Origin of the sequence: Novosphingobium ovatum, from assembly GCF_009909235.1 — a bacterium.
GTDB lineage: Bacteria > Pseudomonadota > Alphaproteobacteria > Sphingomonadales > Sphingomonadaceae > Novosphingobium > Novosphingobium ovatum.
Map to the genome: position 1 here is coordinate 1 of NZ_JAAAPO010000005.1, position 23,213 is coordinate 23,213.

General features: G+C 62.8%; 43 protein-coding genes. 21 read left to right on the forward strand and 22 right to left on the reverse strand.

Annotated features, from left to right (window positions below):
• From GTZ99_RS12245 to GTZ99_RS12335, 21 genes are all read right to left on the reverse strand, one after another.
• Positions 1–715, reverse strand: a 715-nt coding sequence (locus tag GTZ99_RS12245) for a nucleotide sugar dehydrogenase (RefSeq protein ID WP_161719290.1), incomplete at its 3' end; no start/stop codon positions are given.
• Between the two features lie 118 nt (positions 716–833).
• Positions 834–992, reverse strand: coding sequence for a hypothetical protein (locus tag GTZ99_RS12250; protein WP_161719292.1), 159 nt, complete (start codon positions 990–992; stop codon positions 834–836).
• Positions 993–1,020: 28 nt separating this feature from the next.
• Positions 1,021–2,052 carry a site-specific integrase gene (locus tag GTZ99_RS12255; RefSeq protein WP_161719294.1) on the reverse strand — a complete coding sequence of 344 codons (1,032 nt, stop codon included), beginning with the start codon at positions 2,050–2,052 and terminating at the stop codon, positions 1,021–1,023.
• Positions 2,036–2,266: a hypothetical protein gene (locus GTZ99_RS12260; RefSeq protein WP_161719296.1), complete on the reverse strand. Its 231-nt coding sequence runs from the start codon at positions 2,264–2,266 to the stop codon at positions 2,036–2,038. Before GTZ99_RS12260 ends, GTZ99_RS12255 begins: the two co-directional genes overlap by 17 nt.
• A complete protein-coding gene (locus GTZ99_RS12265; protein ID WP_161719298.1) occupies positions 2,263–2,448 on the reverse strand; it encodes a hypothetical protein in 186 nt (61 codons plus the stop codon). Before GTZ99_RS12265 ends, GTZ99_RS12260 begins: the two co-directional genes overlap by 4 nt.
• Positions 2,445–2,663, reverse strand: coding sequence for a hypothetical protein (locus tag GTZ99_RS12270; protein WP_161719300.1), 219 nt, complete (start codon positions 2,661–2,663; stop codon positions 2,445–2,447). The genes GTZ99_RS12265 and GTZ99_RS12270 overlap by 4 nt, the downstream gene beginning before the upstream one ends.
• Positions 2,660–3,166, reverse strand: coding sequence for a hypothetical protein (locus GTZ99_RS12275; protein ID WP_161719302.1), 507 nt, complete (start codon positions 3,164–3,166; stop codon positions 2,660–2,662). The genes GTZ99_RS12270 and GTZ99_RS12275 overlap by 4 nt, the downstream gene beginning before the upstream one ends.
• Positions 3,163–3,453, reverse strand: a complete 291-nt coding sequence (locus GTZ99_RS12280; RefSeq protein WP_161719304.1) for a hypothetical protein — start codon at positions 3,451–3,453, stop codon at positions 3,163–3,165. The genes GTZ99_RS12275 and GTZ99_RS12280 overlap by 4 nt, the downstream gene beginning before the upstream one ends.
• Positions 3,446–3,868 (reverse strand): hypothetical protein, encoded by a 423-nt coding sequence (locus tag GTZ99_RS12285; RefSeq protein WP_161719306.1) that lies wholly within the window; start codon positions 3,866–3,868, stop codon positions 3,446–3,448. Before GTZ99_RS12285 ends, GTZ99_RS12280 begins: the two co-directional genes overlap by 8 nt.
• Positions 3,865–4,170: a hypothetical protein gene (locus tag GTZ99_RS12290; protein WP_161719308.1), complete on the reverse strand. Its 306-nt coding sequence runs from the start codon at positions 4,168–4,170 to the stop codon at positions 3,865–3,867. Before GTZ99_RS12290 ends, GTZ99_RS12285 begins: the two co-directional genes overlap by 4 nt.
• Positions 4,171–4,220: 50 nt before the next feature.
• Entirely contained in the window at positions 4,221–4,700 is a 480-nt protein-coding gene (ssb, locus tag GTZ99_RS12295; protein WP_161719310.1) for a single-stranded DNA-binding protein, read from the reverse strand.
• Positions 4,700–5,743 carry a recombinase RecT gene (locus GTZ99_RS12300; protein ID WP_161719312.1) on the reverse strand — a complete coding sequence of 348 codons (1,044 nt, stop codon included), beginning with the start codon at positions 5,741–5,743 and terminating at the stop codon, positions 4,700–4,702. The genes ssb and GTZ99_RS12300 overlap by 1 nt, the downstream gene beginning before the upstream one ends.
• Entirely contained in the window at positions 5,743–6,654 is a 912-nt protein-coding gene (locus GTZ99_RS12305) for a YqaJ viral recombinase family protein (RefSeq protein WP_161719314.1), read from the reverse strand. Before GTZ99_RS12305 ends, GTZ99_RS12300 begins: the two co-directional genes overlap by 1 nt.
• 253 nt (positions 6,655–6,907) lie before the next feature.
• Positions 6,908–7,036 (reverse strand): hypothetical protein, encoded by a 129-nt coding sequence (locus tag GTZ99_RS16975; protein WP_264960545.1) that lies wholly within the window; start codon positions 7,034–7,036, stop codon positions 6,908–6,910.
• Complete coding sequence (locus GTZ99_RS12310; RefSeq protein ID WP_161719316.1) at positions 7,033–7,329, reverse strand: hypothetical protein; 297 nt, start codon at positions 7,327–7,329, stop codon at positions 7,033–7,035. The genes GTZ99_RS16975 and GTZ99_RS12310 overlap by 4 nt, the downstream gene beginning before the upstream one ends.
• Positions 7,322–7,450, reverse strand: a complete 129-nt coding sequence (locus GTZ99_RS16980; RefSeq protein WP_264960546.1) for a hypothetical protein — start codon at positions 7,448–7,450, stop codon at positions 7,322–7,324. The genes GTZ99_RS12310 and GTZ99_RS16980 overlap by 8 nt, the downstream gene beginning before the upstream one ends.
• Positions 7,447–7,632, reverse strand: coding sequence for a hypothetical protein (locus GTZ99_RS12315; protein WP_161719318.1), 186 nt, complete (start codon positions 7,630–7,632; stop codon positions 7,447–7,449). Before GTZ99_RS12315 ends, GTZ99_RS16980 begins: the two co-directional genes overlap by 4 nt.
• Position 7,633: 1 nt before the next feature.
• Positions 7,634–7,813, reverse strand: a complete 180-nt coding sequence (locus GTZ99_RS12320) for a hypothetical protein (protein ID WP_161719320.1) — start codon at positions 7,811–7,813, stop codon at positions 7,634–7,636.
• Positions 7,813–8,100, reverse strand: a complete 288-nt coding sequence (locus GTZ99_RS12325; protein WP_161719322.1) for a hypothetical protein — start codon at positions 8,098–8,100, stop codon at positions 7,813–7,815. The genes GTZ99_RS12320 and GTZ99_RS12325 overlap by 1 nt, the downstream gene beginning before the upstream one ends.
• Positions 8,101–8,561: 461 nt before the next feature.
• Positions 8,562–8,981, reverse strand: coding sequence for a hypothetical protein (locus tag GTZ99_RS12330; RefSeq protein WP_161719324.1), 420 nt, complete (start codon positions 8,979–8,981; stop codon positions 8,562–8,564).
• Positions 8,981–9,640: an XRE family transcriptional regulator gene (locus GTZ99_RS12335; RefSeq protein WP_227711326.1), complete on the reverse strand. Its 660-nt coding sequence runs from the start codon at positions 9,638–9,640 to the stop codon at positions 8,981–8,983. The genes GTZ99_RS12330 and GTZ99_RS12335 overlap by 1 nt, the downstream gene beginning before the upstream one ends.
• Before the next feature lie 38 nt (positions 9,641–9,678).
• Here GTZ99_RS12335 and GTZ99_RS12340 point away from each other — a divergent pair, with 38 nt between their 5' ends.
• On the forward strand, positions 9,679–9,873 hold the full coding sequence (locus GTZ99_RS12340; RefSeq protein WP_161719328.1) for a helix-turn-helix domain-containing protein: 195 nt from the start codon (positions 9,679–9,681) through the stop codon (positions 9,871–9,873).
• A 49-nt stretch (positions 9,874–9,922) separates the two neighbouring features.
• On the opposite strand, the gene GTZ99_RS12345 is transcribed toward GTZ99_RS12340, so the two are convergent.
• Complete coding sequence (locus GTZ99_RS12345) at positions 9,923–10,171, reverse strand: hypothetical protein (RefSeq protein ID WP_161719330.1); 249 nt, start codon at positions 10,169–10,171, stop codon at positions 9,923–9,925.
• Between the two features lie 38 nt (positions 10,172–10,209).
• Between GTZ99_RS12345 and GTZ99_RS12350 the strand changes: the two genes are divergently transcribed.
• The 20 genes from GTZ99_RS12350 (at position 10,210) to GTZ99_RS12440 (ending at position 23,212) form a co-directional block, all read left to right on the forward strand.
• Positions 10,210–10,446, forward strand: a complete 237-nt coding sequence (locus tag GTZ99_RS12350) for a hypothetical protein (RefSeq protein ID WP_161719331.1) — start codon at positions 10,210–10,212, stop codon at positions 10,444–10,446.
• Positions 10,447–10,589: 143 nt separating this feature from the next.
• Positions 10,590–11,186 (forward strand): hypothetical protein, encoded by a 597-nt coding sequence (locus GTZ99_RS12355; protein WP_161719333.1) that lies wholly within the window; start codon positions 10,590–10,592, stop codon positions 11,184–11,186.
• Positions 11,186–11,359, forward strand: a complete 174-nt coding sequence (locus GTZ99_RS12360) for a hypothetical protein (protein WP_161719335.1) — start codon at positions 11,186–11,188, stop codon at positions 11,357–11,359. Before GTZ99_RS12355 ends, GTZ99_RS12360 begins: the two co-directional genes overlap by 1 nt.
• Positions 11,360–11,362: 3 nt before the next feature.
• Positions 11,363–11,596 (forward strand): DUF2312 domain-containing protein, encoded by a 234-nt coding sequence (locus tag GTZ99_RS12365; protein WP_161719337.1) that lies wholly within the window; start codon positions 11,363–11,365, stop codon positions 11,594–11,596.
• Between the two features lie 35 nt (positions 11,597–11,631).
• Entirely contained in the window at positions 11,632–12,045 is a 414-nt protein-coding gene (locus tag GTZ99_RS12370; protein WP_161719339.1) for a hypothetical protein, read from the forward strand.
• Positions 12,042–12,212: a zinc finger domain-containing protein gene (locus tag GTZ99_RS17140; protein WP_455233738.1), complete on the forward strand. Its 171-nt coding sequence runs from the start codon at positions 12,042–12,044 to the stop codon at positions 12,210–12,212. The genes GTZ99_RS12370 and GTZ99_RS17140 overlap by 4 nt, the downstream gene beginning before the upstream one ends.
• Positions 12,209–13,063 (forward strand): hypothetical protein, encoded by an 855-nt coding sequence (locus tag GTZ99_RS12375; protein WP_161719341.1) that lies wholly within the window; start codon positions 12,209–12,211, stop codon positions 13,061–13,063. The genes GTZ99_RS17140 and GTZ99_RS12375 overlap by 4 nt, the downstream gene beginning before the upstream one ends.
• Positions 13,050–13,598, forward strand: a complete 549-nt coding sequence (locus tag GTZ99_RS12380) for a hypothetical protein (protein WP_161719343.1) — start codon at positions 13,050–13,052, stop codon at positions 13,596–13,598. The genes GTZ99_RS12375 and GTZ99_RS12380 overlap by 14 nt, the downstream gene beginning before the upstream one ends.
• Entirely contained in the window at positions 13,595–13,789 is a 195-nt protein-coding gene (locus GTZ99_RS12385) for a hypothetical protein (RefSeq protein ID WP_161719345.1), read from the forward strand. The genes GTZ99_RS12380 and GTZ99_RS12385 overlap by 4 nt, the downstream gene beginning before the upstream one ends.
• Positions 13,789–14,055 carry a hypothetical protein gene (locus GTZ99_RS12390; RefSeq protein ID WP_161719347.1) on the forward strand — a complete coding sequence of 89 codons (267 nt, stop codon included), beginning with the start codon at positions 13,789–13,791 and terminating at the stop codon, positions 14,053–14,055. Before GTZ99_RS12385 ends, GTZ99_RS12390 begins: the two co-directional genes overlap by 1 nt.
• A 402-nt stretch (positions 14,056–14,457) precedes the next feature.
• Complete coding sequence (locus GTZ99_RS12395; protein ID WP_161719349.1) at positions 14,458–14,877, forward strand: terminase small subunit; 420 nt, start codon at positions 14,458–14,460, stop codon at positions 14,875–14,877.
• Positions 14,874–16,295, forward strand: a complete 1,422-nt coding sequence (terL, locus tag GTZ99_RS12400; RefSeq protein WP_201742524.1) for a phage terminase large subunit — start codon at positions 14,874–14,876, stop codon at positions 16,293–16,295. The genes GTZ99_RS12395 and terL overlap by 4 nt, the downstream gene beginning before the upstream one ends.
• Positions 16,296–16,336: 41 nt before the next feature.
• Entirely contained in the window at positions 16,337–18,160 is a 1,824-nt protein-coding gene (locus GTZ99_RS12405) for a phage portal protein (protein ID WP_227711327.1), read from the forward strand.
• On the forward strand, positions 18,160–18,987 hold the full coding sequence (locus GTZ99_RS12410) for a phage minor head protein (RefSeq protein WP_161719353.1): 828 nt from the start codon (positions 18,160–18,162) through the stop codon (positions 18,985–18,987). The genes GTZ99_RS12405 and GTZ99_RS12410 overlap by 1 nt, the downstream gene beginning before the upstream one ends.
• Positions 18,988–19,101: 114 nt before the next feature.
• Positions 19,102–20,217: a DUF2213 domain-containing protein gene (locus tag GTZ99_RS12415; RefSeq protein ID WP_161719356.1), complete on the forward strand. Its 1,116-nt coding sequence runs from the start codon at positions 19,102–19,104 to the stop codon at positions 20,215–20,217.
• Between the two features lie 11 nt (positions 20,218–20,228).
• Positions 20,229–20,951 (forward strand): structural cement protein Gp24, encoded by a 723-nt coding sequence (locus GTZ99_RS12420; protein ID WP_161719358.1) that lies wholly within the window; start codon positions 20,229–20,231, stop codon positions 20,949–20,951.
• A gap of 10 nt (positions 20,952–20,961) precedes the next feature.
• Positions 20,962–22,059, forward strand: a complete 1,098-nt coding sequence (locus tag GTZ99_RS12425) for a DUF2184 domain-containing protein (RefSeq protein WP_161719360.1) — start codon at positions 20,962–20,964, stop codon at positions 22,057–22,059.
• Positions 22,059–22,352, forward strand: coding sequence for a hypothetical protein (locus GTZ99_RS12430; RefSeq protein ID WP_161719362.1), 294 nt, complete (start codon positions 22,059–22,061; stop codon positions 22,350–22,352). Before GTZ99_RS12425 ends, GTZ99_RS12430 begins: the two co-directional genes overlap by 1 nt.
• A 105-nt stretch (positions 22,353–22,457) precedes the next feature.
• Positions 22,458–22,835: a DUF4054 domain-containing protein gene (locus GTZ99_RS12435; protein WP_227711363.1), complete on the forward strand. Its 378-nt coding sequence runs from the start codon at positions 22,458–22,460 to the stop codon at positions 22,833–22,835.
• Entirely contained in the window at positions 22,835–23,212 is a 378-nt protein-coding gene (locus GTZ99_RS12440; protein ID WP_161719366.1) for a hypothetical protein, read from the forward strand. The genes GTZ99_RS12435 and GTZ99_RS12440 overlap by 1 nt, the downstream gene beginning before the upstream one ends.
• Position 23,213: the final 1 nt, after the last annotated feature.

The following is a 23,213-nucleotide window of genomic DNA, read 5'->3' on the forward strand; positions in this document are numbered from 1 at the left end:
CGCGCTGTGCGTTTTCGATCACCTTGGCCGCCTCGGCGGCCTTGATGCTGGCGGCGCGGAACACGCCCCCGCTGGTGATCGCGTCATACAGGGCGGCGACACGCTCCAGCACTTCGGGCGTCTGTCCGGAAACCACTTTGGTGATTTTGTCGATCGTGTGCTCGCGGTCGCCGGGGTTGATGCGTTCAGGCGAATAGCCCAGATAGAAATCCCGTCCGCATTTCAGGCCCGATCCTGCCTCCAGAATGGGGGCGCAGACCTCCTCGGTGACGCCGGGATAGACGGTCGATTCATACACCACTACCGGCGTGCGCCCTTCGGCCACGGCCGCGACCAGCATCGCCGATACGGTTCGTGACGCGGCCTCAACCATGCGCAGATCGGGGCGGTTGGCGCCGTCAATCGGCGTTGGCACCGTGACGATATAGAAATCGGCCGGCGGGCAGATCGCCGGGTCCGCGCTCAACGCCAGCGTGCTGGCCTCCAGCCGCTCCGCGCTGATTTCATTGGTGCGGTCATACCCCTTGGCCAGTTCGTCAATGCGGCGCGCGTCAATATCCAGCCCCACCGTCTCGAACCGCCCGGCCAAAGCCACCGCCAAAGGCAGCCCCACATAGCCAAGTCCCACCACAACGACTCGCGCAGCAACTGCGTCCGGCAGCACCGAATCAAGCGAAACCGGGGTCGCGTTCTCGCACGCGGCATTGCTGTACATATAGGTCAAATTGGCCCCCTCTGGTGGCTCGGCAATCGGTCAATCCAGCGCATTTAGGCATCAGGCTCTTATTTCGTGGTTAACACCAAGGCCAAATTACCGCTTTTCCCACAATGGTTTACAAATCGTTTTCCCGGCGCTTTTCCCGTTCCCGCTTTGAACGCTTCAAGCAGCGGTCGTAAATGCGGCGGGCTTCGGCGGCCAAGGAAAGGCGGAGCGCCGCGATCTCGGACAGCCTGTCCTTCTCGTCGGCGCGGAGGTATTTCTTCCAATCCATGTCCGCACTATAGCGCGGAATTCCACTATCAGGAAGCGGACTTTTTGCCGCCAGTGTCGAATTTCAGCATAGCCGCCGTGCCTAGCTTCCGGCGATTCACGCGGGCGGCGTAATGCTCGACCATCTGGATGCTCTGCCCGGTGATCGATGAAACCTCATGCAGTGTGCAGCCCGACTCCAGGAGCGCATTCACCGCGTTTTTGCGCAGGCCGTGGGGGACACATTTTCGACCAAGCCCGGTGGTGAAGGCATCGATCAGATCGCGCAGGCGGGCGGGCTGCATTGGCGCGCCCGATTCCGTCAACAGGATGTAGATCCCGCGCTTGGGGGTTTGATCCAGCTCGGTGGCCAGCTCGCTATGGAGCGGGAACACTAGTTCGATCTTGGTCTTTTGCTGGACGAAGGAAACCTCCCCGGCGCGCACTTGCCCCCAGCGCATCTTGCAGACATCGCCGATCCGCTGGCCGGTGTAATAGAGCAGGCGCACGGCAAGGCGAATGGTCGCATCATCCGCCTTTAGCCCAGCCTCCAGCATATCGTCTGGCCATGGCTCATGTTGCCCCATCTTGGCCTTGTCGATGCCGTCTGTCGGCGTGACGGTGGCCTTCCCGCGCTTCTTTGCCCAACGATACATGGTGCTGATCGCCGCGGTAAATGCGTTGATCGTCCCACCGCCCCAGCCTTCCGAATCGATCACCCTTTGAACGTCATGCGGGTGCAGGTCATCGACCGGAAAGTCACCGAAGGCCTTTTCGGCTTTGGCGAGTTGGATGCGATAGAGGTTCTGTGTCGCGGTGGCCTTCCCCGCCAGATCCGCGCTGGACAAATATTCGCCAATCAGGCTGGAGACGGTCGGCCCTGCTTTTGCGCGCTTCGTGCGCCCCGCCAGATAAGCCGCATAGCTGGCGTAAAATTCCGGCGCAGATGGATCGGGCAGGCGGGCATAAACGGGCTTGCCACTCACCGTCTGACCGGTGTTGAAATAGGCGTAAACATGCACCTTGCCGCCGAATTTCCGGCGGACAAACTTTACGTGCGGGAGCTTACGCGGCGTTGCCATAGTGCTGGTTGAACCTTACTCGATGCGCGGGGAGAGGATCGTTTTCGCCGGTAATGGCGCGGTCGATGGCATCCTTGAGCCACCGCTCTTTGCCATCCCCCCACCGTTGCGGCGAGGGAAGCCTACCGGCTGCCACGTCCCGTAGGAAAGCGGCTTCGCTCATATCGACATAGGCCGCTGCGGTCTTGCGCAGCATTGCTGCGGGCCAGCTCATTTCCCCCTGCCTCCTTTCGCCTCGGCCTCGATCTGGCGGCGGGCCTCGTCCATGTAGTCGCGGATGTAGGAGCCACCGTCATAGGCCCCGTTGCGTGCGGCGCGTTCGACCACAAGGCCACGCGGCTGGGCGGCAATGAACAGTTCACGCGCGCGGATGGTGATGGGGTCTGGGGTGGTCATGCGAACAAGTCCCCCTTTTCAACGGTGGTCGGTGCGCACCGCCCGCCGGGACGAATCACAATGCTTTCGATTGCGTAGAAGTTCGGCCCCGCCTCAATGATGTCATGCAGCTCGAACAGTTCTTCAAACGAGGCCATGCGAACCTCATTCCGCGCATCGTGGCGATAGGTGATGTGCGCGGTCCAGCGCTTAAGGGTGATGACGTCTGCGGTCATGCGGCCACCCCATCAATCGCGCTTTGCAGCATCTTGGCCCAGCCATGCACGTCACGGCGCTTTAGGTCTGTGCTGACTGCCGCGCTTGACAACAGGCCGGAAAATTCCAGCATTTCAGCATATCGCAGGTCGGCAATAGCAGCGAAAATGGCCTCGATCTTTTTGACGGGCTTGGCGTTCTGTTGGGTCATGGTCTGGTCCAATTCCTTGAATGGTGTCTGGTACGCAGGGATATGAGGCTTGAATGCGCGCTCGGGCTTTGGCTTGGCTGGCGTGGGGTGATGCCGTTCCGCCCCCATCGCCCGCAGTTCCCGGCGAACGACTGCCAGATGGTTCGGTACTGCCCGACAATCGCTTGGCGTTGTGGCAATCACGACCATTCGCGTCTGGTCCTTGAATTGCAGAACCATTTTCGAATGCTTGCCCTGTGGCGCGAGGGTCATGCTTGCCCCCGGCCATCCCTGCAATTCGCGTTCGGTGACGGTGATGAGTTCCTTGCTCACAACACCACCTCCCCTTCCCCCGCCATCAGCGCGTCCAGCGCACCACGGCGGCTGCATTCGGCATAGCAGGCCATCACATCAGCGACGGTGCTCCACCCCTCGTGCTCGTCCAGCAGGTCAACGCCGGTTGCGTCTTCAATCCGCAGCCCAATCTCCAGCCGGGCGATGGCGTCAATGCGCAGTTCGGCAAGCGTGGTGGTCGGCTCGTCCAGCAGACGCGCAAGGCCGGGGTGCGTCAGGCTGGGGGCGATCAGGTCGGAGGGGGTCATGGGCAGTCGGTCAGCCATTGGCCACCTCCCTCGCGCGAAGGGCGGCGGCACACAGGGCAAGGGCCGGTGTGGCGGCTTTACCTCTAGCCTCACCATCCGAGAAGTTGTGCCAGCGCCCACCATTATGGTCATGCGTCCCGACAACATCACAACAACTTGGCGCACCCGGCCACATGTTCAGCCGATCAATTGCCCATCCCTCCGGCAACAGCGTCAGGGCTGCGTCGATGGAGACGGTGTAGCTGGGAATGGTTTTCAGGACCGAATTGTTAGACATGCTCGTTTCAACCAGACTGCCGATCCCAAACATTGTAAGCATTTCTGATATTGAGTGTCGGCACCCGTCTATGTGTAACCCGATTTCAGCAGCAATCAGGCAATCCAACTCCCGATCCGGCCCCGTCGCGGCCTCAATGCGTTCGATCGGCGTCATGCCGCACCACCCTTCTGGCGCTCGGCCATCATGGCATCGGCCATGGAGCCAGCCTGTCGTGCAAATTCTGCTGATGTCCCATAAGCAGACTGTGCGATCAGCCCCGTCAGCGCCGCCATTGCAAATTGGTCGCGCAAAGTGGCTGTCGGCGCGTCTTTCAGCATCAGCGCATCGCCGAAAATGAACCACAGCAGCAGCAGGCCGGACGCCAGCAGCATCAGCCCGGAGACGTGAACGTTCGGCACGAAGGCCGATGCAATGGCCAGCGCAATTGACGCTAGGCCGGGGAAATAGGTGCGCATGGAATTAAACGGGCGCGCTTCTTAGGCTGGCCGCCCGGTCCCTTGGGGGGTTAAAACGGAATTTCGTCGTTGAGGTCATCAGCGCCCCAATCGCCATTGCTGGCCTGTGCGCCGCCCTGCGTCCGGGTGTCCTGCCGATGGCCGCCAGCGTTGCCGCCCGCCTGCCCGGTGCCGTTGCCCTGCGGCCCGTCCAGCATGGTCAGGACACCACGCGGCCCAAGCACAACCTCAGTGGTGTATCGGTCGGCCCCGCTTTGGTCCTGCCACTTGCGGGTGCGCAGTTGGCCCTCGACGTAGACCTTGCTCCCCTTGCGCAGGTAGCGTTCGGCAACGCCGGTCAGGCCATCGCCCGACAGCACGACGCTGTGCCATTCGGTGCGCTCCTTGCGCTCGCCGGTCTGGCGGTCCTTCCAGCTTTCGGACGTGGCGATGCGCAGGGTCGCAATGCGCCCGCCGTTCTGGAAGGACTTCACCTCGGGGTCTGCGCCAAGATTGCCGACCAAAATCACCTTGTTCACGCTGCCTGCCATTACGACATAGCCTTACGCTTGGCCGTCAACGCGGCATCAATCTGCGCCGCCACATCGTCAGGCAGACCGGCCCGGTGCTGGACGAACTCGTCGTCGATGACCTTGAGATACGCCGGGTTCTTTGCGGCCTCGATCCCGCCCAGCAGGCGGCGCACCAGCGCGGCATAGGCCGGCTCATCCTCGGCCCCGTCAAACTGGTCGCCGTGGTCAGCATCGGCGCGGCCATATTCCGGCTCGGCCTCGGCCTCGGTGGTTTCGGCGTCCTCGATGACCTCGCTTTCAAGTGCTTCGAGGCGCGACAGGCGCGGGGCTTCAGCTTGCGGAGCTTCGACCTGCACCGTTACCAGCTCAGGCCGCGTATCCATCGTGGGGTCTTTGGCGAAAATCTGGTCTTCAAGATCGGTGCTGGACGGCAAGCGCTTTGCGTACCGGCGCATCACGGTCTTGCGCGCCATTTCGCTCCACCAGTCTTTCCAAGGGCCGCTGTCCTTGGCCCGGCTGACATTGCGGACGCGCTCGATCTGCTCGACGTTCATGATTTCAGGCGGGACAATCTCCCCCGATTTCAGAACGGCAATGGCATAGGCCCCGATGGGTTCGCCGCGATTACCGAACCAATCCGGCTCAAACACCGGCTGCATATCGATGCCGGGGCGATAGGTGAACTTGTCGTTCTGATGCACCACATGGCAATCGATCGATGCCACCTCGCCGGATTGACGGATCTTCTTCAGGACACCGGCAATCATCGGCATGGCCTGAACCTTCTTGGTCCAGCCGTTGCCCTGCTTGGCGTTGAAGATCACCAGCGCCGCCTCGCGGCCATCAGGCAGCAGGCCATCCTGCGCCAGTTTGGTGCAGGCGGCGAACAGCGAACCACGGTCAGCATTTTGCAGGTCAGGCGAGGTGAGAATGGCGGTCTGCGCCACGCGAACGAACTTCTCGACAGGGATGTGCGGCGGAAGCGCGGCGCGAAATTCCGGGGCCAGTTTCGCCACCGAATCCTTGATGACGGCGACGGGGTTGTTCGGCTGCGAAGCCATTATGCGATCTCCTTGATGGTCAGGCGTCGGTATCCCTTGCGCCCCTTGATGATTTCGCCCGCCACAGCCTCACGGTCGGGCGTGGCCTTGATGGTGGTGGTGCGCAGCGTGAAGCCGTTCAGCAGCCCGACGGACGCGGTTTTGATCTTGTCCATCAACTCGGCCTGCGCGGCATCCTTGCGCGCCTGCGCTGCCTTCACGGCCTCGTCAGCCGCCAGATATTCAGCCGCCGCAATGGCCGCCAAATTGTCGGCCGTCAGATCGGCAACCTCGTCCATGCCCACGCCGTAAAGCTCCTTGATCGGCTCAAGGTCGCGGGCGTAGTTGGCGGGCGGTGGCGTCCCGGCGCGCACGGATTGCCAGAACGCGGCAACGCGGCGCTCGATCTCGGCATAGAGCTTGGGGCGGAAGTCGATCTCAAACCGGCGCAGTTCGTTCCCGCCGACCAAAATCACAATGTCGCCCCAGCGGACGCCGGACAGGCCCATGTAAGCCATCACCTGCAACTGGTATTGCAGCGGCGGCTCGTCGCCCCACGACTTCGCTTGCAGCCAATCGACCGTCTTGACCTCAAGGATGCCTTCGCCGCGTTGGGGGCAAATCACGCTCTGGTCGGGATGGCCGCCCAGCCCGCGCCCATTGTCCAGGCGCTTGGGGGTCGGCATCTTGCGGTATCCCCACTTGTCGCAGGCCCAATCAATAATCGCGCCTTCAAGCCGAATGCCCGCCTCGATCCGCTCGTCGCCACCAAAGTCAGGCGTGGCAATGGTGCCGTTCTTGCGGTGCCACAGCTCGAAATGTGTCAGCCACGAATTTGCATCAAACAGCGCCGACACCTCAGAGCCGCCCACGACCGTTTCGCGGAACTTGTCGTCGCCGTCGCCAAGCTGGATGCGGGCGGGAGCGTTCATTGAATTTCCCTTTCCTCGCGCTTGATCTCAAACAGGCGGAGGTTGATGCCGGTGCGGCGGGCGTGCGCATCGCGCTCGGCCTTGGCCCGGTGGATGCTGTCAAAGGCCATCATCTGACGGCCACGCGGTGAGCGAAGTTCGTAAGCAATCATGGCTCAAACTCCTGAATGGGTGCCGGTGGACGGGGGGATGGGAGGGAAACCGCCCACCGGCGTTCAGGCTGGCCGGGTCGCAGTCGCCAGCCTGAAGGGGGTTAGGAAGCGATCAGGGCTACAAAACCAATCGCCATGGGGATGACGAACATCACGCTAAACACACCGGCGGCGGCGGACAGATGCTCCGAGGCGGGCTGGCTGGTGAACAGCGCGATAGCGGCCTTCACTGGTCGGCTCCGTCAATGCGGGCGAGGATGGCGCGCATGGTGTCGTGATCGGCCTTGGTGATGCCGTTCTCAGTCATCGACCGCATCACCGCGACCATGGCGGGGACTTGTGCGATGGCGCGGGCGTTGGCAGGTTCATTGCCGCCAACAAAATGGTTGGCAGTAAATGCGACCGGAGCCTCACGCCAACCGCCGTATGCGGTTTCGATAACGTGGTTCTCCCTCTTTTCCTGATATGTCGCCTGCCAAGGCCCCGGCGTCCCCTGCGGATGCCACTCGATCTTGTCAGCCATTGTTGTTCTCCACGGCGTTAGTCGCAGCCTGTGCGATGCCGGACATCGCGCAGCAGGCCCATGCGAGGCTGCCAGCGGCGATCAGGATGATTGCGGCGATGGTCAGGATGGTGGCGGTCACTTCGCACCCCCTTCCGGCTGCTTGACGCGCCAGAAGCCGAAGTGACCGCTGATGATGGCGGTTTCACGGGCGGAACTGATGGCGGCAAATCCCTGCCACAGACCGCCAAGCGACTGGAGGCACACAGCCTTAACGCCGCGCTCCTTGGCGACACTGGTCATCCAAAAGTTGTTGTGAGCCATGTCAGGCCTCCCATTCAGCAATCAGGCGGGCGCGCTTGACCGCGTCCATGGCGGCGAGCTCAGCGCGGGCGGCGGCGATGTTTGGAAAGCGCGTGGCATCGGTCACATCTGCCGGGGCGGAAACCGGGGCGAACAAAACGCCCAGCGGTTCACGCGGTTCAATGAAGCGGTGGAAGCCCATCACGCGGCCTCCACCATGCCCAGCGCGTGGTCGGCGCGGTCGGCCTCGTATTCGGTGCGCCAGTCGTCATAGGCACCCTGCGCAATGTCCCACACCGCGTCCCACAGGGCATCGTCGGCATTAGGGATCAGCTCGGGATTGCCCTCGACCCACACCGCCTTGGTGATCTGCAATTCCTCATCGCCGTCAAAGCTGAATTCAACTTCAACAGCGCATTCGATCTCGCGGCCACGCCAGCAATCGGCGGTGAAGTAGACGGTGTCGGTCAGGTGTGCGGTCTTGGGCATCGAAGGTCTCCAACCTTGCCGGGTCTGCGCGAAAGCTCACCGGCTGTTGGACCCTGAATAAATGCGCATGCGCATATCGTCAAGGAAAAAATATGCGTTGGCGCATTTTTAGCGCACGCAGTCACGGCACGCAAAAAACCCCGCCGGGGCTGTCCAGCGGGGGGGGGTGGCACATCAATTCTTGCCGTTCGCGCTTATCTCGGCGCGCTAGATCAACACCGCCTGATACAGGCAAGCGCACTGGTCGGGGTGGGTGCAGTCAGGCAATGGGACTGGCTGCATATCACCAGCCGCCAGTTTGCGCTTTGGCATCGCGTGAGCTGCCGGGCATGGTCCCGCAAGTGCATTTGATGGATGGAATATTGCTCGCAGGCCCATGCTGGCAATGTCGCGTTTTTGCTGGACAAAGGCCTTGGCCCTCGCCTCCTCAGCAGCCCGGAGATTTGCCTCTCTTCGCATTGTCATTTCCGCCCATCACCTTTCGATGGGGATGCAGCCATTTGGCGTGTTAGCCGCTCAGTTTCTTTGACAACTTCTGCCGTGCACTTTGTCAAAAGCTGAATATAGAGCGTTGAATCATCATTCTCGAACGCGACTCCACCGGCTCGAGAATAGACATAGTTTTGAAATCCAGTGTAGCCGCCATACCCATTGCGGGCGTTTACCTTGCCGTCACAAACAAGACCTGCCGCCGCGTATATCTGCAACGTAGAATCGTCAAAATCAGCAGACTCAGGATCGCGCAATAAAGCCGTCACAGCCTTATGCGCCTCGCTCTTCAGCTTGTATTCCGGGCTAAGGGCCTCACAGCCTGTTAGGGCTAACACCCCTACGACAAGGCACATCCGAATCATCAATACAGCCTCCGCCCTGAAATCCATCAATCCGGAATGATCGCCTTCACCCGCGCTGCCCAGGTGATTTCGACATCTTCAATCAACGGCGCATTTGTCGAGGCCAGATGATAGCGTTGCGGTGCGGTGCCGCGAATGACACGCTTGACCAGCATTCTCCCATCAGCGAGCTGGACGACGCAAAGGCGATTGAGGATTTCCTCCTCAACAACGGCTTGCTGCCCAGCATAAACAAGCCGCCAGCCATCTTCCGCAACAGGGAAAAGGCTATCACCACGCACTTCGACAGCCACGGCCTGCCCGGTAACAAAAGGCGGGCGCTCCACAAAATCCATTCCGTCTCCGCGCGGGTAATCATCGTATGGGTAGATTGCCGATCCAGCGCCAACGAACCCGACAACCGGGATGCTATCGGCTGGCCGAACGGCAATATCATCGGTGCCGATCAGCATTTCGACCGTTGTGTTGGCCAATTCGGCGATACGGTGAAGCATAACCCCATCGGGCAATGCGCCACGCTCCCAACGCGACACCGTGCTTTGGTTCGTCTGAAGGCGCTGACCGAACTCATCCTGCTTCAGGCCAAGCGATAGCCTGATTTTCCTGATCTTGTCTTTAAGTTCGCCAGCCATGCGCCCCGCATAAACCGGCGGCTTGAAGAAATCCAACTCGCCAACGCATATCATGCTTGATCTCCATATGCGCATGCGCATATAAGCATGGCATGAGCGATATTCAGACAATCCGAAGCCAGCTTGGGCTGTCGCAAGCCGAGATGGCTGAGCAGCTCGGCCTGCATCAATCGACCATCTCCCGCTTTGAGCGGGGCGACCTGATCCCGGACAAGCGGACGCTGATTGCCGTCCGCGCTCTGGCATCCAAGCCCCGCCGCGCCCGCAAATCCCCGGAGGCCGCATAAATGGCGTTCGCAGAGGACATGGCCAAAGCCTTGCTGGCTGCCCCCGCCTTCACTCCCTGCTCTCCAGAAGAAGCGCGGTTGCATGAAGCTGCGAGGCAAGAGTTGTTGGCGGCACGTCATCGCCGTGCGTCTGCTGCAACATGCGATCAAGAAGCGCCGCAAGGGATCGCAATTCAGCTGCATAGCGTGACGAATGCTGATCGGTCAGAATGCCCTGTTGGTGAAGCGCCCGCGCCTGAATGTCCGCAATGTTCAGCAGGTGCAGGACAATCCCCGGCAAAAACGGATCATTGGTCAATTCCGACTCCTGAATACAGCAAAACCAAGGGCTGCATGATGGAAGTCGGCCCTGTGATCGTCAATTTTACCGCCGACCAACTGGCTGCTGCGATACGCGCGGCTCTGACCGACATGGCCGGTGAGGCGGGTGAAAGCCTGCCCCACATCACCCGTGAGGAGATGGCGCAGCGCATATACGCGGCCCGGTATCCCGGAACCAGTTTTGACAGTGTGACCGGCGCCAAGCGCGCCAAGTGGCTGGACCGCGCAGAGCGCGCCATCGCCACACGCTGATCGTTCACCGCTCATGCTGACGGCATGGGCCTTTTTTTGGGGATGGCAATGACGAAGATCGAAGTCTCCCATTGTGAGACAGATACCAGCCAAGAGTTAATGGGCGGTAAAGAGATTCCGTCTGGTGGATGGAGGCTGGCGGCATGATGTACGATTACGTCACGCCCGCCGGTGCGGTCATCCCGGCATCGCAGATCGACACGGCCCGCATTGTTGCGGCCTATCGCGCCAAGCCCGTTGCGCAGCGTCAGCCCCGACAGGCTAAGCCTAAGCGGCAGGCGATGGACAACAGCCCATGCCGGGGTTGCGGCATTCCCGGCGGACGCGGCTGCGATCACCAGTTGCCGTGGGTGCCGCCTAGCGCCGACATCGCGGACACCCGGACGACAAGCGATTCGTCGAACGTGATGCCGGTTGGCGAGATCGAGGTTCTGGAGCGCGACATCGCGGCCTTTTGTGAGCGCCACGACCTGACTATGGAGGCGTTTTGCCGCATGGTTCGGCGTCCGGCGAATGGGCTGAAGGGGTTGCCCCACGCGCTGGAAACGCGCGGCATCCAACGCCCCTCTGCTGAGCGCCTGCGGACCATCATGCGCATTCAGGATGCGGCATTTGACCGGCAGGCCGCCGTCCGCGCGCGTGAAGAGCGTGAGGCCGCATTTCGAGCCACGATCAAGGCCGCGTCCAAACTGCCGACTGATGTTCTGCGCGATGAACTGGCGCGCCGGGAGGGCCTGTGATGCGCCTGCCTTGGACCAAGCCCGCCGCCGCGCCCGCCGCGCCGACCCCTTCCGATGCCGCCCGCACGCTGGCCCAGCATGGCCGCGATAAAGACCGGGCATTCTACCGCGCCACATGCCGCGAACTGTGCCGCATCAACAATTACCCTGTTCCTGCACCACTGGAGAAATAAGACATGAGCGAAGCCGATGAACGCCTGCGCCTGCTGATCGAACGGATTGAGCGTCTGGAAGAAGAGAAGAAGGGTATCGGCGACGATATCAAGGACGTCTATCTAGAGGGCAAGGCCACCGGCTATGACCCCAAGGCGATGCGCCAGGTGGTGCGTATCCGCAAGATGAAGCCCGATGACCGCAGGGAGCTGGAAGCGCTCACCGAGGTCTATAAGAACGCGCTGGGCATCGACTAACCCCTATGCCCACGCCTGCCTTCCTTGTGCGCCTGATGGCGTATCGCAAGCTCTCCGACCGGATCAAGACCGGGCCGGAGGATTGCGAATGCTTGGCCTTTGTGACCGAGCTGCGCGTGGCCACGCTGGAAGGCAGGCTTCGGGCTGTCTGGACGCACCCTGCCAACGAACTGGCCGGCATGGTGCGCAAAAGCCCGCGTGGTGGCGTCGCCGTGCCGCCACAGGTGGCGCTGGCCCGCGCGCTTGGCCTGATTACCGGCACCAGCGATTACCTGTTCCTGTGGGACAGCGGCGCGCTGGCGATGGAGTTCAAGGCAGGCAGCAACCGCCTGACGGACGGGCAGAGCGATTTCAGCGAGTGGTGCGCCCTGATGGGTGTGCCGTTTCATTTGGTGCGCAGCGCAGCCGCAGGGCTTGAGGTGCTGCGCAATGCGGGGAGATTGGTGTGAGGCGCAATTCTGCCCAGCACGATAGCCGCCGCCGTCAGGCCGCGCAGGTGATTTGCCCGACCTGCGGCGCCCTACCCGGCTTCCTGTGCATCGGTGTGCGCGGCGCCACTCGGACGGCCCTGCACGCCGACCGCATCGCCACATGGCGGGGAGAGCGTCCCCTGTGAGCGGTTTCATCGCCCTGCACCGCGAGGCATTCAGTCATCCCGTCCTCAAGGACGCGGACCGCTTCCGCGCGTGGTTCTGGCTGGTTGCGCACGCAGCATGGAAGCCCACGCGGCACGATGCACGCGGGCGCACCATCACCGTGGAGCGCGGCCAAATCTGCGCCGGGCGTGAGCATCTGGCGAAGGAATGGAAGTGGTCGCCAAGCGCTGTCGAGCGGTTTTTGACACGTCTCGAAACCGAACAGATGATCGAACGGGAAACCGGACAGGGAAAGACCATCATAACCATCTGCAATTACGACAAATATCAGGATTTCGGGGCGGAAACCGAACAACTGTCCGGACAGCAAACCGGACAGAAATCGGACAGAAACCGGACAACAAAAGAACAAGGGAAACAAGGGAACAATAATCCTTCGGATACTTCGTATCCTCAGGATTTAGAGCGCGCGCCGCTGCCTGATGCCCATTCTGACGAAATCCCGGCCAAGCCCAAGCGCAAGCCGCCCATCAAGCGAACTGCCGGTGTCGATCACCCCCTGCCCGCCGACTGGCAGCCGATCCTGACGCTGGATGCGCAGACCACCGTGGATGGATGGCCCCCCGGCATGTTCGACAAGCAGCTCGCCGCCTTCCGCGACCACGCCGCCGACAAGGGGCGGATGTCGAAGGATTGGCAGGCCGCCTTCCGCACTTGGATACGAAACGCCAAAATCTGGACACCCGCAAATGACCAACGACCCCAAGCCCATCGCGGAATCCCTGCCCGACCTCAGCGGGTTGACGGTGCAATCGCAGCCCTTGACCGCGAGCTGCACCGCACCGGCGCAATCCCGGATGAATGGCGCTGATCTGATAGCCTGCGAGGCGGTGATTGCGGCTGGCCTGCCCGCGCTGGAACCGACCAATCCCGACCATTTTGCCAAATGCCTGCGGGTGCTGCTGGCCGCTTTGCCCAAGCGCAATCAGGATGACCTCTCGGGCGAGCTGCTGGTGGCCGCCTATCGGCGCAAGCTGGGGCATATGCCGGTGGCGCAAGTCAACTGGCTGGCCGACCAGGTGCTTGAGCGGTGCGAATGGTTCCCGACGATCGCGGAATGCCTGACCATCGCCGCTGAGTGGCAGCGCGACGACGAAGCCCTACGCGAATACCGCCGCGCCGAAACCGCGCTGTTCTGGGAGCGGCAGAGGGTTTTCGATGATACCATGGCCGCCCTGCGCGCCCGCGAACTGGCGCCGGACGCGATTGCCGCGCTCCCCGAGGCATGGCTGCGCGCGGCCCACACCTACGGGCATATCTACCCCGATGCCGATGCGCCGGGGGGATGGATCTACGCCGCCGAGCTGCGTGCGCGAAACACCGCGGTGCAGGAGCAGGCCGCATGAATGACGCCGAAGCCCGCGCCAACCTGACCTGCCTGCGCGCCATGGCCGATTACGCGCTGGCGAACGGCCCTGGCAGTCTCGCGCGGCTGGACCCTGACGCCATCGCCGCCAAGCACCGCGCTTGCCCGTTTCTGATCCGGCTGGTGGTGGGCATGATCTGCCCGGCCAATGCCGAATGCGCGGTGGCGTGATGCCTGCTGGGCTGCACATCACCCGTCACGCTATCCAGCGCTATATCGAGCGCGTTGAGGCGGTGCATCCCGTCCGCGCTATGCGCGCGCTTCGTTCACCGGCCATTGCTTCCGCCATGACGTTTGGTGCGCCAATCGTGAAGCTGGGGACGGGGCAGCGGGTTGTCATTCGCGCTGGCGCCGTCGTCACCGTTCTGCCGTCCGACATGTCGCCGCACCGTCTATCCATGGCCCGATTTGATCTGGAGCGCGATGATGATGGTTGACCACCAGCGCCGCCGCTGCCGCCTCGTTCTTTCGGTGGATGACCTGCCATTGTTCGGATGGTCGGGGAATCGCCCAATAGAGGAGAGGAAGCGGCGCGCTGATGGCCGCCCACATGACACGGGGTTGATTAAGCCGATCCGGCCCTGCCCGCCGGATTTCCGCGAACGGTTCATCGAGTTGGGCTGGGAGGGCATCTGCCATCACTACCGTGCGAATTGGCGCTGTGTGCGCCGCTGGGTTGACGAAACTGGAAGGGAGCAATTGGTGAAGGACCGGGCCACTGAGGTCGCGCGCCTTGGGCGTAAGAATCTGCATGTCACGTCGGTGGATCAATGCCTCGCTGACAGGCAGCGTCGTCGCAGGCGGTATGTGCTGGGGCAGACGTTGAGCGGGAGGGGGGAATGACGCTGACGCCTAAGCAGGAGGCATTCGCTCTGGCCTATATCGAAACTGGCAATGCGTCAGAGGCCTATCGCCGCACCTATGACGCCGCAAAGATGAAAGACGCGACGGTTAACCGCAAGGCCAAGGAGCTTCTTGATAACGGCAAGATCACGGCAAGGGTCGATGAGTTGAAGGCCCAGCACGCCGAGCGCCATGGCGTTACCGTCGATGATATCGCCGCCATGCTCCGCGAGGATAGGGAGTTCGCGCGCAAGTGTGAAACGCCCGCCGCCGCAGTGTCGGCCACGATGGGACTGGCAAAGCTCTATGGGCACCTGAAGGACAGGCACGAACATACCGGCAAGGACGGGAAGGATCTGCCCACCAGTCCGGCTGTGGCCATTTTCGCGCTTCCTGACAACGGGCGCAACGGATGAAACCACCTGCTGGCATGGGCCATAATGGCGGCCCTGCGATTACCGATGAGACGATCAAGCCGCAGCCCGGCCCGCAAACCGTGTTCCTTTCATCACCTGCCGACATAGCCATTTACGGCGGCGGCGCGGGTGGCGGTAAGACGTGGGGGCTGCTGATGGAGCCCCTGCGTCACATTGGCAACTCCGGCTTTGGCGCTGTGTTTTTTCGCCGATCCACTGTCCAGATCCGCAACGAGGGCGGCCTGTGGGACGAAAGCGCCGTGCTGTATCCGCAGATTGGCGCCGATCCCAAAGAGCATACCCTGTCCTGGGCATTCCCATCCGGCGCGTCGGTCAGCTTTGCGCACCTCGAACACGACAAGACGCGGTTCAATTGGCAGGGGTCGCAGATCCCGCTGATCTGCTTTGACGAGCTGACCCATTTCAGCGCGGTGCAGTTCTGGTACATGGTTAGCCGCAACCGATCGATGTGCGGGGTGCGACCCTACATCCGTGCGACGTGCAACCCAGATGCTGATAGCTGGGTGGCCGAGTTGATTGCATGGTGGATTGATCAGGATACCGGCCTGCCGATCCCGGAACGCGCCGGAAAGTTGCGATGGTTTGTCCGCGTTGGTGAAGAACTGAAGTGGGCCGATGATCCGGCGGATCTAGCCTGCTTTACGATGCTGGATGAGGCGGGAAAGGCGGTGCCGATCCCGGCCAAGTCTCTTACATTCATCCCCGCCAAGCTGACCGACAACAAGGCACTTATGGCAGCAGACCCCGGCTATATGGCCTCACTGTTGGCTTTGCCATTGGTCGAACGTGAGCGCCTTTTGGGCGGCAACTGGAAAATCCGCCCGGCGGCGGGCCTGTATTTCCAGCGGGCATGGTGTCCGGTGGTCGATGCGATCCCGGTTGGCACCGTGTTCTGTCGCGGATATGACTTGGCTGCCACCCCGCGAAGTGCTGAAAATCCAGACCCCGATGCAACAGCGTCCGTCAAGATCGGCAAAACGCCAAGTGGCCGGTTCATCGTGGTGCACAGCACAAATGACTGTGTGGGCCCATCTGGTGTCCGCACGATCATCAAAAACAACGCCAGCGCCGATGGAAAGGCCTGCGTCATTTCCTTGCCGCAAGATCCGGGGCAGGCGGGCAAGAGCCAAGTGCAAAGCATCAAACTCGAGCTCGCGGGCTATATCGCGCGCTCCAGCACTGAGACTGGTGACAAGGTGACCCGGTTCGGGGCATTCAGCGCACAGGCTGAGGCTGGGAACGTGGACATTCTGCGCGGCGAGTGGAACGATCGATGGTTTTCCGCGCTTGAGAATTTCCCTGCCGCCAAACATGACGATGATGCCGACGCCACCTCCCGCGCGTTCAACGAGATCGCGCTGGGCGGCCCACGCTACAACATCGGCGCGCTGAGTTGACGGCGGTAACGCCTCTATCGCCCGTCAGATAGGCCGCAACCATGCGTATCCTTGCCAACTTCGCCGACAGCCTGCGCAACGCCATCACCGGCGCTGGCACTTCACGCGACGCCCGCCAAGCAGGCCAATACCACCAGCGCGCGCGGCTGAGCCAGCAGCAGATTTACGCGGCCTATTCCGGCTCCGGCCTGATGCGCAAGATCATCACCATCCCGGCGTTGGACATGATCCGCGAAGGCCGGTGCTGGGAGATGGAGCGCGATCAGATCGAGGCGCTGGAAGCCGAGGAAAAGCGGCACGGGCTGGCGCAGAAGCTGCTGGCGGCCGAGGTGTTGCGTGCGCTGGGCGGCGGTGCGCTTGTGCTGGGCCTGCCGGGCCTGCCTCAAGACCCTGCCCCGGCCACGGTCAGCAAGGGCGGGCTGGCATTTGTGAACGTCGTCTCGCGCTGGCATCTGAGCTTCACCGAATTGGCCGATGACCCAACCAAGCCCGGCTTTGGTCAGCCTGCCATGTGGCGGATGAACACGGCAAAGCGCGGTCAGATCACCATCCACCCAAGCCGCGTCATTCCGTTTCGCGCCGACACGACCGCCGCGCTGGCATCGTCATCCGTCGCGGGCATGGCCGACCAGTATTGGGGCGAAAGCACGGTCGAGCAGGTGCTTGACGCGGTGCGGGACAGCGACACGGCGCGCGCTTCCTTCGCGGCGCTGCTGCACAAGGCCCGCCTGACGCGCATTGGCATTCCCGGCCTGAGCGAGCTGGTCTCTACGCCGGACGGCGAGAATGCCATGGCGGCACGGCTGAAAACCATGGCCATGGCGGAGTCGATCTACAACATGGCGATCTATGACGCTGGTGGCCCTGACATGCCCGGCGAGGCGATCACCGACGTGGTATACAATTTCGCGGGCGCAAAAGACGTACTGAACGCCTACAACGAGTTCGCCTGCGCCATCTCGGACATTCCGGCCACGCGCCTGCTGGGCCGTGCACCGGAAGGCATGAACAGCAGCGGTGACAGTCAGCAGAAGGACTGGTCGAAGAAAATCCGCGCCAAGCAGACACTTGAGCTTGGGCCCTGCCTTGATAATCTCGACCGCTACCTTGTGCCGTCTGCCCTCGGCTCGGTGCCCGACAAGGTGGATTACGACTTTGCCCCGCTGGAGATGCCGGACGAGGACAAGGCAGCCACGCGCTTCAAGACCACCGCCGACGCGCTCAACGTCGTCGCCAATCTGCACGCCATGCCAGATCAGGCATTCGCTCAGGCCGCGCAGAACGCCATTGTTGAGGGCGGATGGATGCCGGGGCTTGGGCAGGCCCTTGACGGTATCCCTGAGGCACAGCGCTTTGGCATCACCTCGCCGCCTGCCGCCGCCAACCCGCCTGCGCTAGGCCCGGATGGCACACCCCTCACCGACGCCGCGCCGCGCAGCCTATACGTTTCCCGGCCCGTCCTGAACCGCGCCGATCTGCAACGCTGGGCAACCGAGCAGGGCCTGGGCGAATTGCAGCCGGACCTGCATGTCACCATTGCCGCCTCGCGCGCGCCGGTCGATTGGATGACGATCAGCGAGGAGTGGAGCCAAGCGGATGATGGTTCGCTGACCATCCCGCCCGGTGGCGTCCGCATTGTCGAACCGCTGGGCAATCGCACCGCCGTGCTGCTGTTCACCTCGTCGCGCCTGTCGTGGCGACATGAACAAATCCGCGAGGCGGGGGCATCGTGGGATTTCGAGGCCTACCAGCCGCATGTGAGCCTGACGGGTGCGCCGGTCGATCTGGCGGGCGTTGAGCCGTATCGCGGGCCGATCAAGCTGGGCCCCGAGGTGTTCGCGGAGTTTAACGGCGGCGGCGATTGATGCGCTACGATCTGGCCGGGCTGGTGCAGCGCGCAGGCCGCACGCGCCGCCGGGAAATCGTATTCCGCGAGGTTCGGCTGCCGGGGACCCTCGCCAGTGACCTGTACGCGGCGATCTATGCCCCGGTGCTGGACGTATGGGGCAAGGCTATCGCCCCGTTGATTGACGAATACCAGCGCAGCCTGTCCGAGATCACCACCGACGCCGCGCCTGAGCTGTCTGGCGTCATCACATCGACCGATGCCGCGACTGCCGCCCTGCTGGTTACCCTGCGGGTGCGGCTGGAGCGCTGGGCCGCGATGGTCGAGGCCGCGCACAGGAGCAAGTGGCTGGCATCGATCAACCGGGCCACTGGCATCGATGCGGGCATGATGATCGGGCCGGGCGACATGCGCGCCACGCTGGGCACGGTGATCGAGCGCAATGTTGAGCTGGTGCGATCGGTCTCCGATCAGGCCCGCAGCCGGATCAGTGATGCCGTGTTTCGCGGCCTGACCGAAAAGCGCCCCGCCCGTGAGGTGGCCGCGCAGATCCGCGAGGCTGTGGCCATGGGACGCCGCCGCGCCCTGAACATCGCCAGTGATCAGTTGAGCAAGGCCGCCGAAACGCTGAACGACCAGCGCCGTGCCGAGGCGGGACTGTCAACGTGGGAGTGGGTGTCGAGCCACAAGGCCCACCCGCGCGCAGAACACGCTGCACGCGACGGCAAACGGTATGACGACAAGGCCAAATCCGGCCCGCACAAGCCGCCGCAGGACAGGCCGGGGCAGCTTATTCACTGCGGCTGCACCAGCCGGGCGGTGTTGACGCTAGATGGTGAGTTTTAGCCACGGCAAAAAGCGGCAGGAAAAGCGGCAGGAAAAGCGCGCCGCTGTTTTCCGCCATTTGTCCGCCTTCTGACGGCGGTAAAACCTGCGCATTGCCGGGCCTATCCGTCGTTCATGCTGTTCTCTGACACCCTCATTCTGGATGTGAAGCGCCAAACCGCTGGCGGGTATATGGCCGTTCGTGCCAAGGTCGCGCGCACCGGCGTCTATGATTACCTCGGCTCCGAGATCGACCCGCAGAACGCGCATGGCCTGCGTGATCGGGGGTTGGTCAAGGTGCTGCGCGATGAGAGCGCCGTGTTTGACGAAGCCGCTGCACGCAGCTTCATCGGCAAGCCCATCACCGACAACCATCCGCCCGTCCCCGTCACCGCTGAAAACTGGCGCGACCATGCGCGAGGGGTGGTCATGGGCGCAATGCGCGATGGCCAATATCTGGCGTTCGACCTGCTGCTGACTGACGCGGCGATCATTCGAGAGGTGCGGGGCGGTAAGGGCGAGCTGTCGAATGGCTATGCCGCCGGGATCGAGTTTGGCGACTTTACCGCCCCGGATGGCACCAAATGCGTAGCGCGGCAGACGACGATCCGGGGCAATCATGTCGCGATTGTCGATCATGGCCGCGCAGGCCCCGAATGCCGCATTGCCGATCACGCGATCTGCGATGCTGTAACCGCCGACGAGCTGAACCGGCTCAAGGCCATTTTCTCCCAAGACGAAAGGAAGCCAGCGATGGCGAGTATTGTTGTGGACGGCCTGCCCGTGTCGCTGGCCGATGAGAACGCGGTGCGTGCCGTGTTCGACAAGAAGGACGCGGCGCTGGCTGACAGTGCCAAAGCCCTGACCGATGCCAAGGCCGAACTGGCCGCCCGCGATGGCAAGATCGCCGCGCTGGAGACCCAGCTTGCCGACGCCAAGGCTGCGACTGCCCCTGCCGCCATCGACAAGCTGGTCGCTGACCGTTCGGCGCTGATCGCGCAGGCAAAGGCGGTGGTTCCGACCATCGTCACCGACGGCAAGACGGCCGAGGAAATCCGCCGTGCCGTGGTCTCGGCCAAGCTGGGCGACAAGTGCCCGGTCGAGGATGCTGCGGTCGCTGGCGCATTTGCGGTTCTCGCCGCCGATGCCAAGCCCGTGGCCCAGACCATTGTTCCCATCGGCGCACCCGCTGTCCTGACTGACAACGCCACCGCCGTCGCTGGCCTGCGCGCCATGCGCTACGCCCGCTGAGGAGATAGATCATGGCTGAATTGCAGACCACCTACACCGACACGATTGCTGCCGCCTATCCGGGTATGATCGCCAATGGCGAGAGTGGCAACCGCATCTCGCGCACCTGCGAAACCTCCGCTGGCATCGGCTTCGGCAAGGCCGTGTTCCGTGGCTCTGGCGACCATGGCTGCGTGCTGACCCAGACGCTCACCGCGACCTCGGCGGCGTTCTCGGGCAACACCGGCAACGGCGCCATGGGGACCGTCACTGTCTCGGCCGGGGCCAAAATCGGCGTCTACTCGCTGGTGGTGATTGAGCCCGGCACCAACGCGGGCAAGTTCACCCTGACCGACCCCGACGGCGTTGTGGTCGGCACCGGAGCCGTTGCGGCAGCGTTCAGCGCTGGCGGGCTGGCATTCACGCTGGCTGATGGCGCGACCGACTTTGCCTCGGGCGATGGCTTCTCGCTCACCGTGGCGGGCAACGCGTTCCTGGGCATCTCCATCGCGACCAGCGACCTGCCCCTGATGCCGGGTGCCGATGCTGACGAATATCAGCAGTACGACAACGTGGCGATTTTGACCGGCGGCACCCCGATTTGGGTCACGGCTGGCGGTTCGGTGACCGATGGCGCGGCAGTGTTCGTGGACAGCGCCGGTGATTTCGTCGCCAGCGGCGGCATTCCGCTGACCGATTGGACTTTTGACACGACGGGCGCCGATGACGCGCTGGTCAAGATTGTGAAGCGCTGAGGAGGCGGACATGAACGCGATTGCCAATTTCTATGACTCCGCCTCGGGCCGCATCACCGACCCGCAGATGTTCATGCTGGCCGACGCCGATCTGAAGCGGCAGGTCATTGCTCTGTGGACGAACGACAACGCCCGCCACGCATCGACCTTCGCTGACAAGATCGATGCGTTCTTCTCGGACGCGCAGGTGGGCTATGCCTTCCTGACGCCGCAGTTGCACCGCATCGAGGCCGAGGTCTACATGGCCGAGTATCCCTCGTTCGACATCATGCGCTTCATGGACGTGGATTCGTCGGGCGACATGTGGGACGTGGGCACGCTGGTCCTGTCCATGGATCAAGTCGGCAATGCCGAGTTCCTCGCTGCCGGGGCGTTTGATATGCCCTATGCCTCGACCAAGATGGCGCAGGCTACCCGCAACTTCCATCTGGCCGGTATCGGCTACGAATGGAACACGCAGGAAATGCAGCGCGCTGCCAAGATGGGACGCGCCCTGTCGTCGGACAAGGCATTGGCCGCTGGCATGGCCGCTGATCGCTTTATCTACGGGATCGCCATGACCGGCAAGACGCCCGGCGGTGTTAGCGAGAAGGGCTGGACCGGGTTCGTGAACAACGGTTCGTCGCCGTCGGCGCAGGTGGCGGCGAATGGCACTGGTTCGTCGCGCCTGTGGACGAGCAAGACGCCGGACCAAATCTTGGCCGACATCAATGAGGCGATCACCGCTGTCGAAACCGGCACCGGCGAGACCCATGTGGCGAATACGCTGGTTCTGCCGACCAGCGTCTACAACTACATTGCAACCACGCCGCGCTCGACCGGCTCGGATATGACGATCCTGTCCTATCTCAAGGCGAACAACACGGCGGGCGAATCGCTGACCATCCTCAAGAGCCGCGCGCTCGAAACGGCGGGCACCGGCGGCACCACGCGCCTGATCGCCTATGATCGCAACCGTCAGGTGCTGAAGTTCCACCTGCCCGGTCCGCACACCTTCCTGCAGCCGTTCCAGAAGTCCAGCATGGTCTATGAGGTGGCGGGCATCATGAACGTGGGCGGCTTTGAAGCGCGCCTGCCCAAGGCCATCGTGTATCGGGATAGCTTCTGATGACGCTGGTCCGTAACATCAGCACCGGCTCGCGTGGTGTCTGGCATGGCGGCAAGCTGGTCATGGTCGAGGTGGGCGCCTCGGCCATGGCTGACGATTTCGCGCCGGAATGGTTCGAGGTCATTGACGCTGACGACACCGCCGACGCCGCGCCCGAACTGGCCAAGCTGACTGTCGCCCAGCTCAAGGACTTTGCCGCGCACGAAGGCATCGACCTTGGCGAGGAAACGAAGAAGGCGGATATTCTGGCCGCCATTGAATTGGCGTTGGAAGCGCGCAACGCCGCCAACTGATCCCCCCTGCGACCACTCTGGGGCAACTGGCCGTCGGTTCACACCGGCGGCCTTTTTGCTGTGACGGCGGTAACGCCCCTGCCCTGTCTGCGCCATTCCAGCGCCATGGCATACACCGCGCCCACCCCGACCGACCTAAAGACCAGGTATCCAGCCTTGTCTGCCGCGTCTGACGAGGCCGTCACGTTGTGGCTGGCGGAAGCGGCGGTGGATTGCGCTACGTTCCCCGAAGCGATCCGGGCGCGCGCTGAAATGGCCTATGCCGCACATCGTCTGGTCGAGGTCGGTGTTGTGGCCGGGGCCGTCCCTGCGGGCGTCACCTCGTTCAAGTCCGGCACCTTCTCGGCCACCGTTGCAGACGCTGCGGCATCGCGCACTGGCTTTGCCGCCACGGCCTACGGTCAGGAGTTCATCACCCTGCGCCGCCGTGCGTTCGCTGGCCCGCGCCTCGCGTGGACGCCTCCTGCCGGGATGGACTGCTGATGTTCGCCGGGGCCTTTGCTGCCATCGCGCGCGGCTTCTCGGCGGCCTGTGGCGGCCCATTTGCGGACGTGCAGGTCTATATCCCCGGCTCGCCCACCTTTGACGCTGGCGGGTCTATTGTGACGCCTGCGGCTGGGCAAACGCTGACCTGTCAGGCGATGTTTGATGCGCCGACCGAGAAAATGCGCAGCGACCCCGGCTTTGTCGAGCGCGACATGCGGGTGGAGGTGCTGGCTTCCACGCTAGCTGGAGCGCTCACCACCGCTTGCCGCTTGATCGTGGCCACCGGCGCGAACGCGGGCGTCTGGCAATTGCAATCGGTCGATCTGGACCCTCTGGGCATCGGATACGAATGCCGCGCGCGAAAGGTGGCCTGAT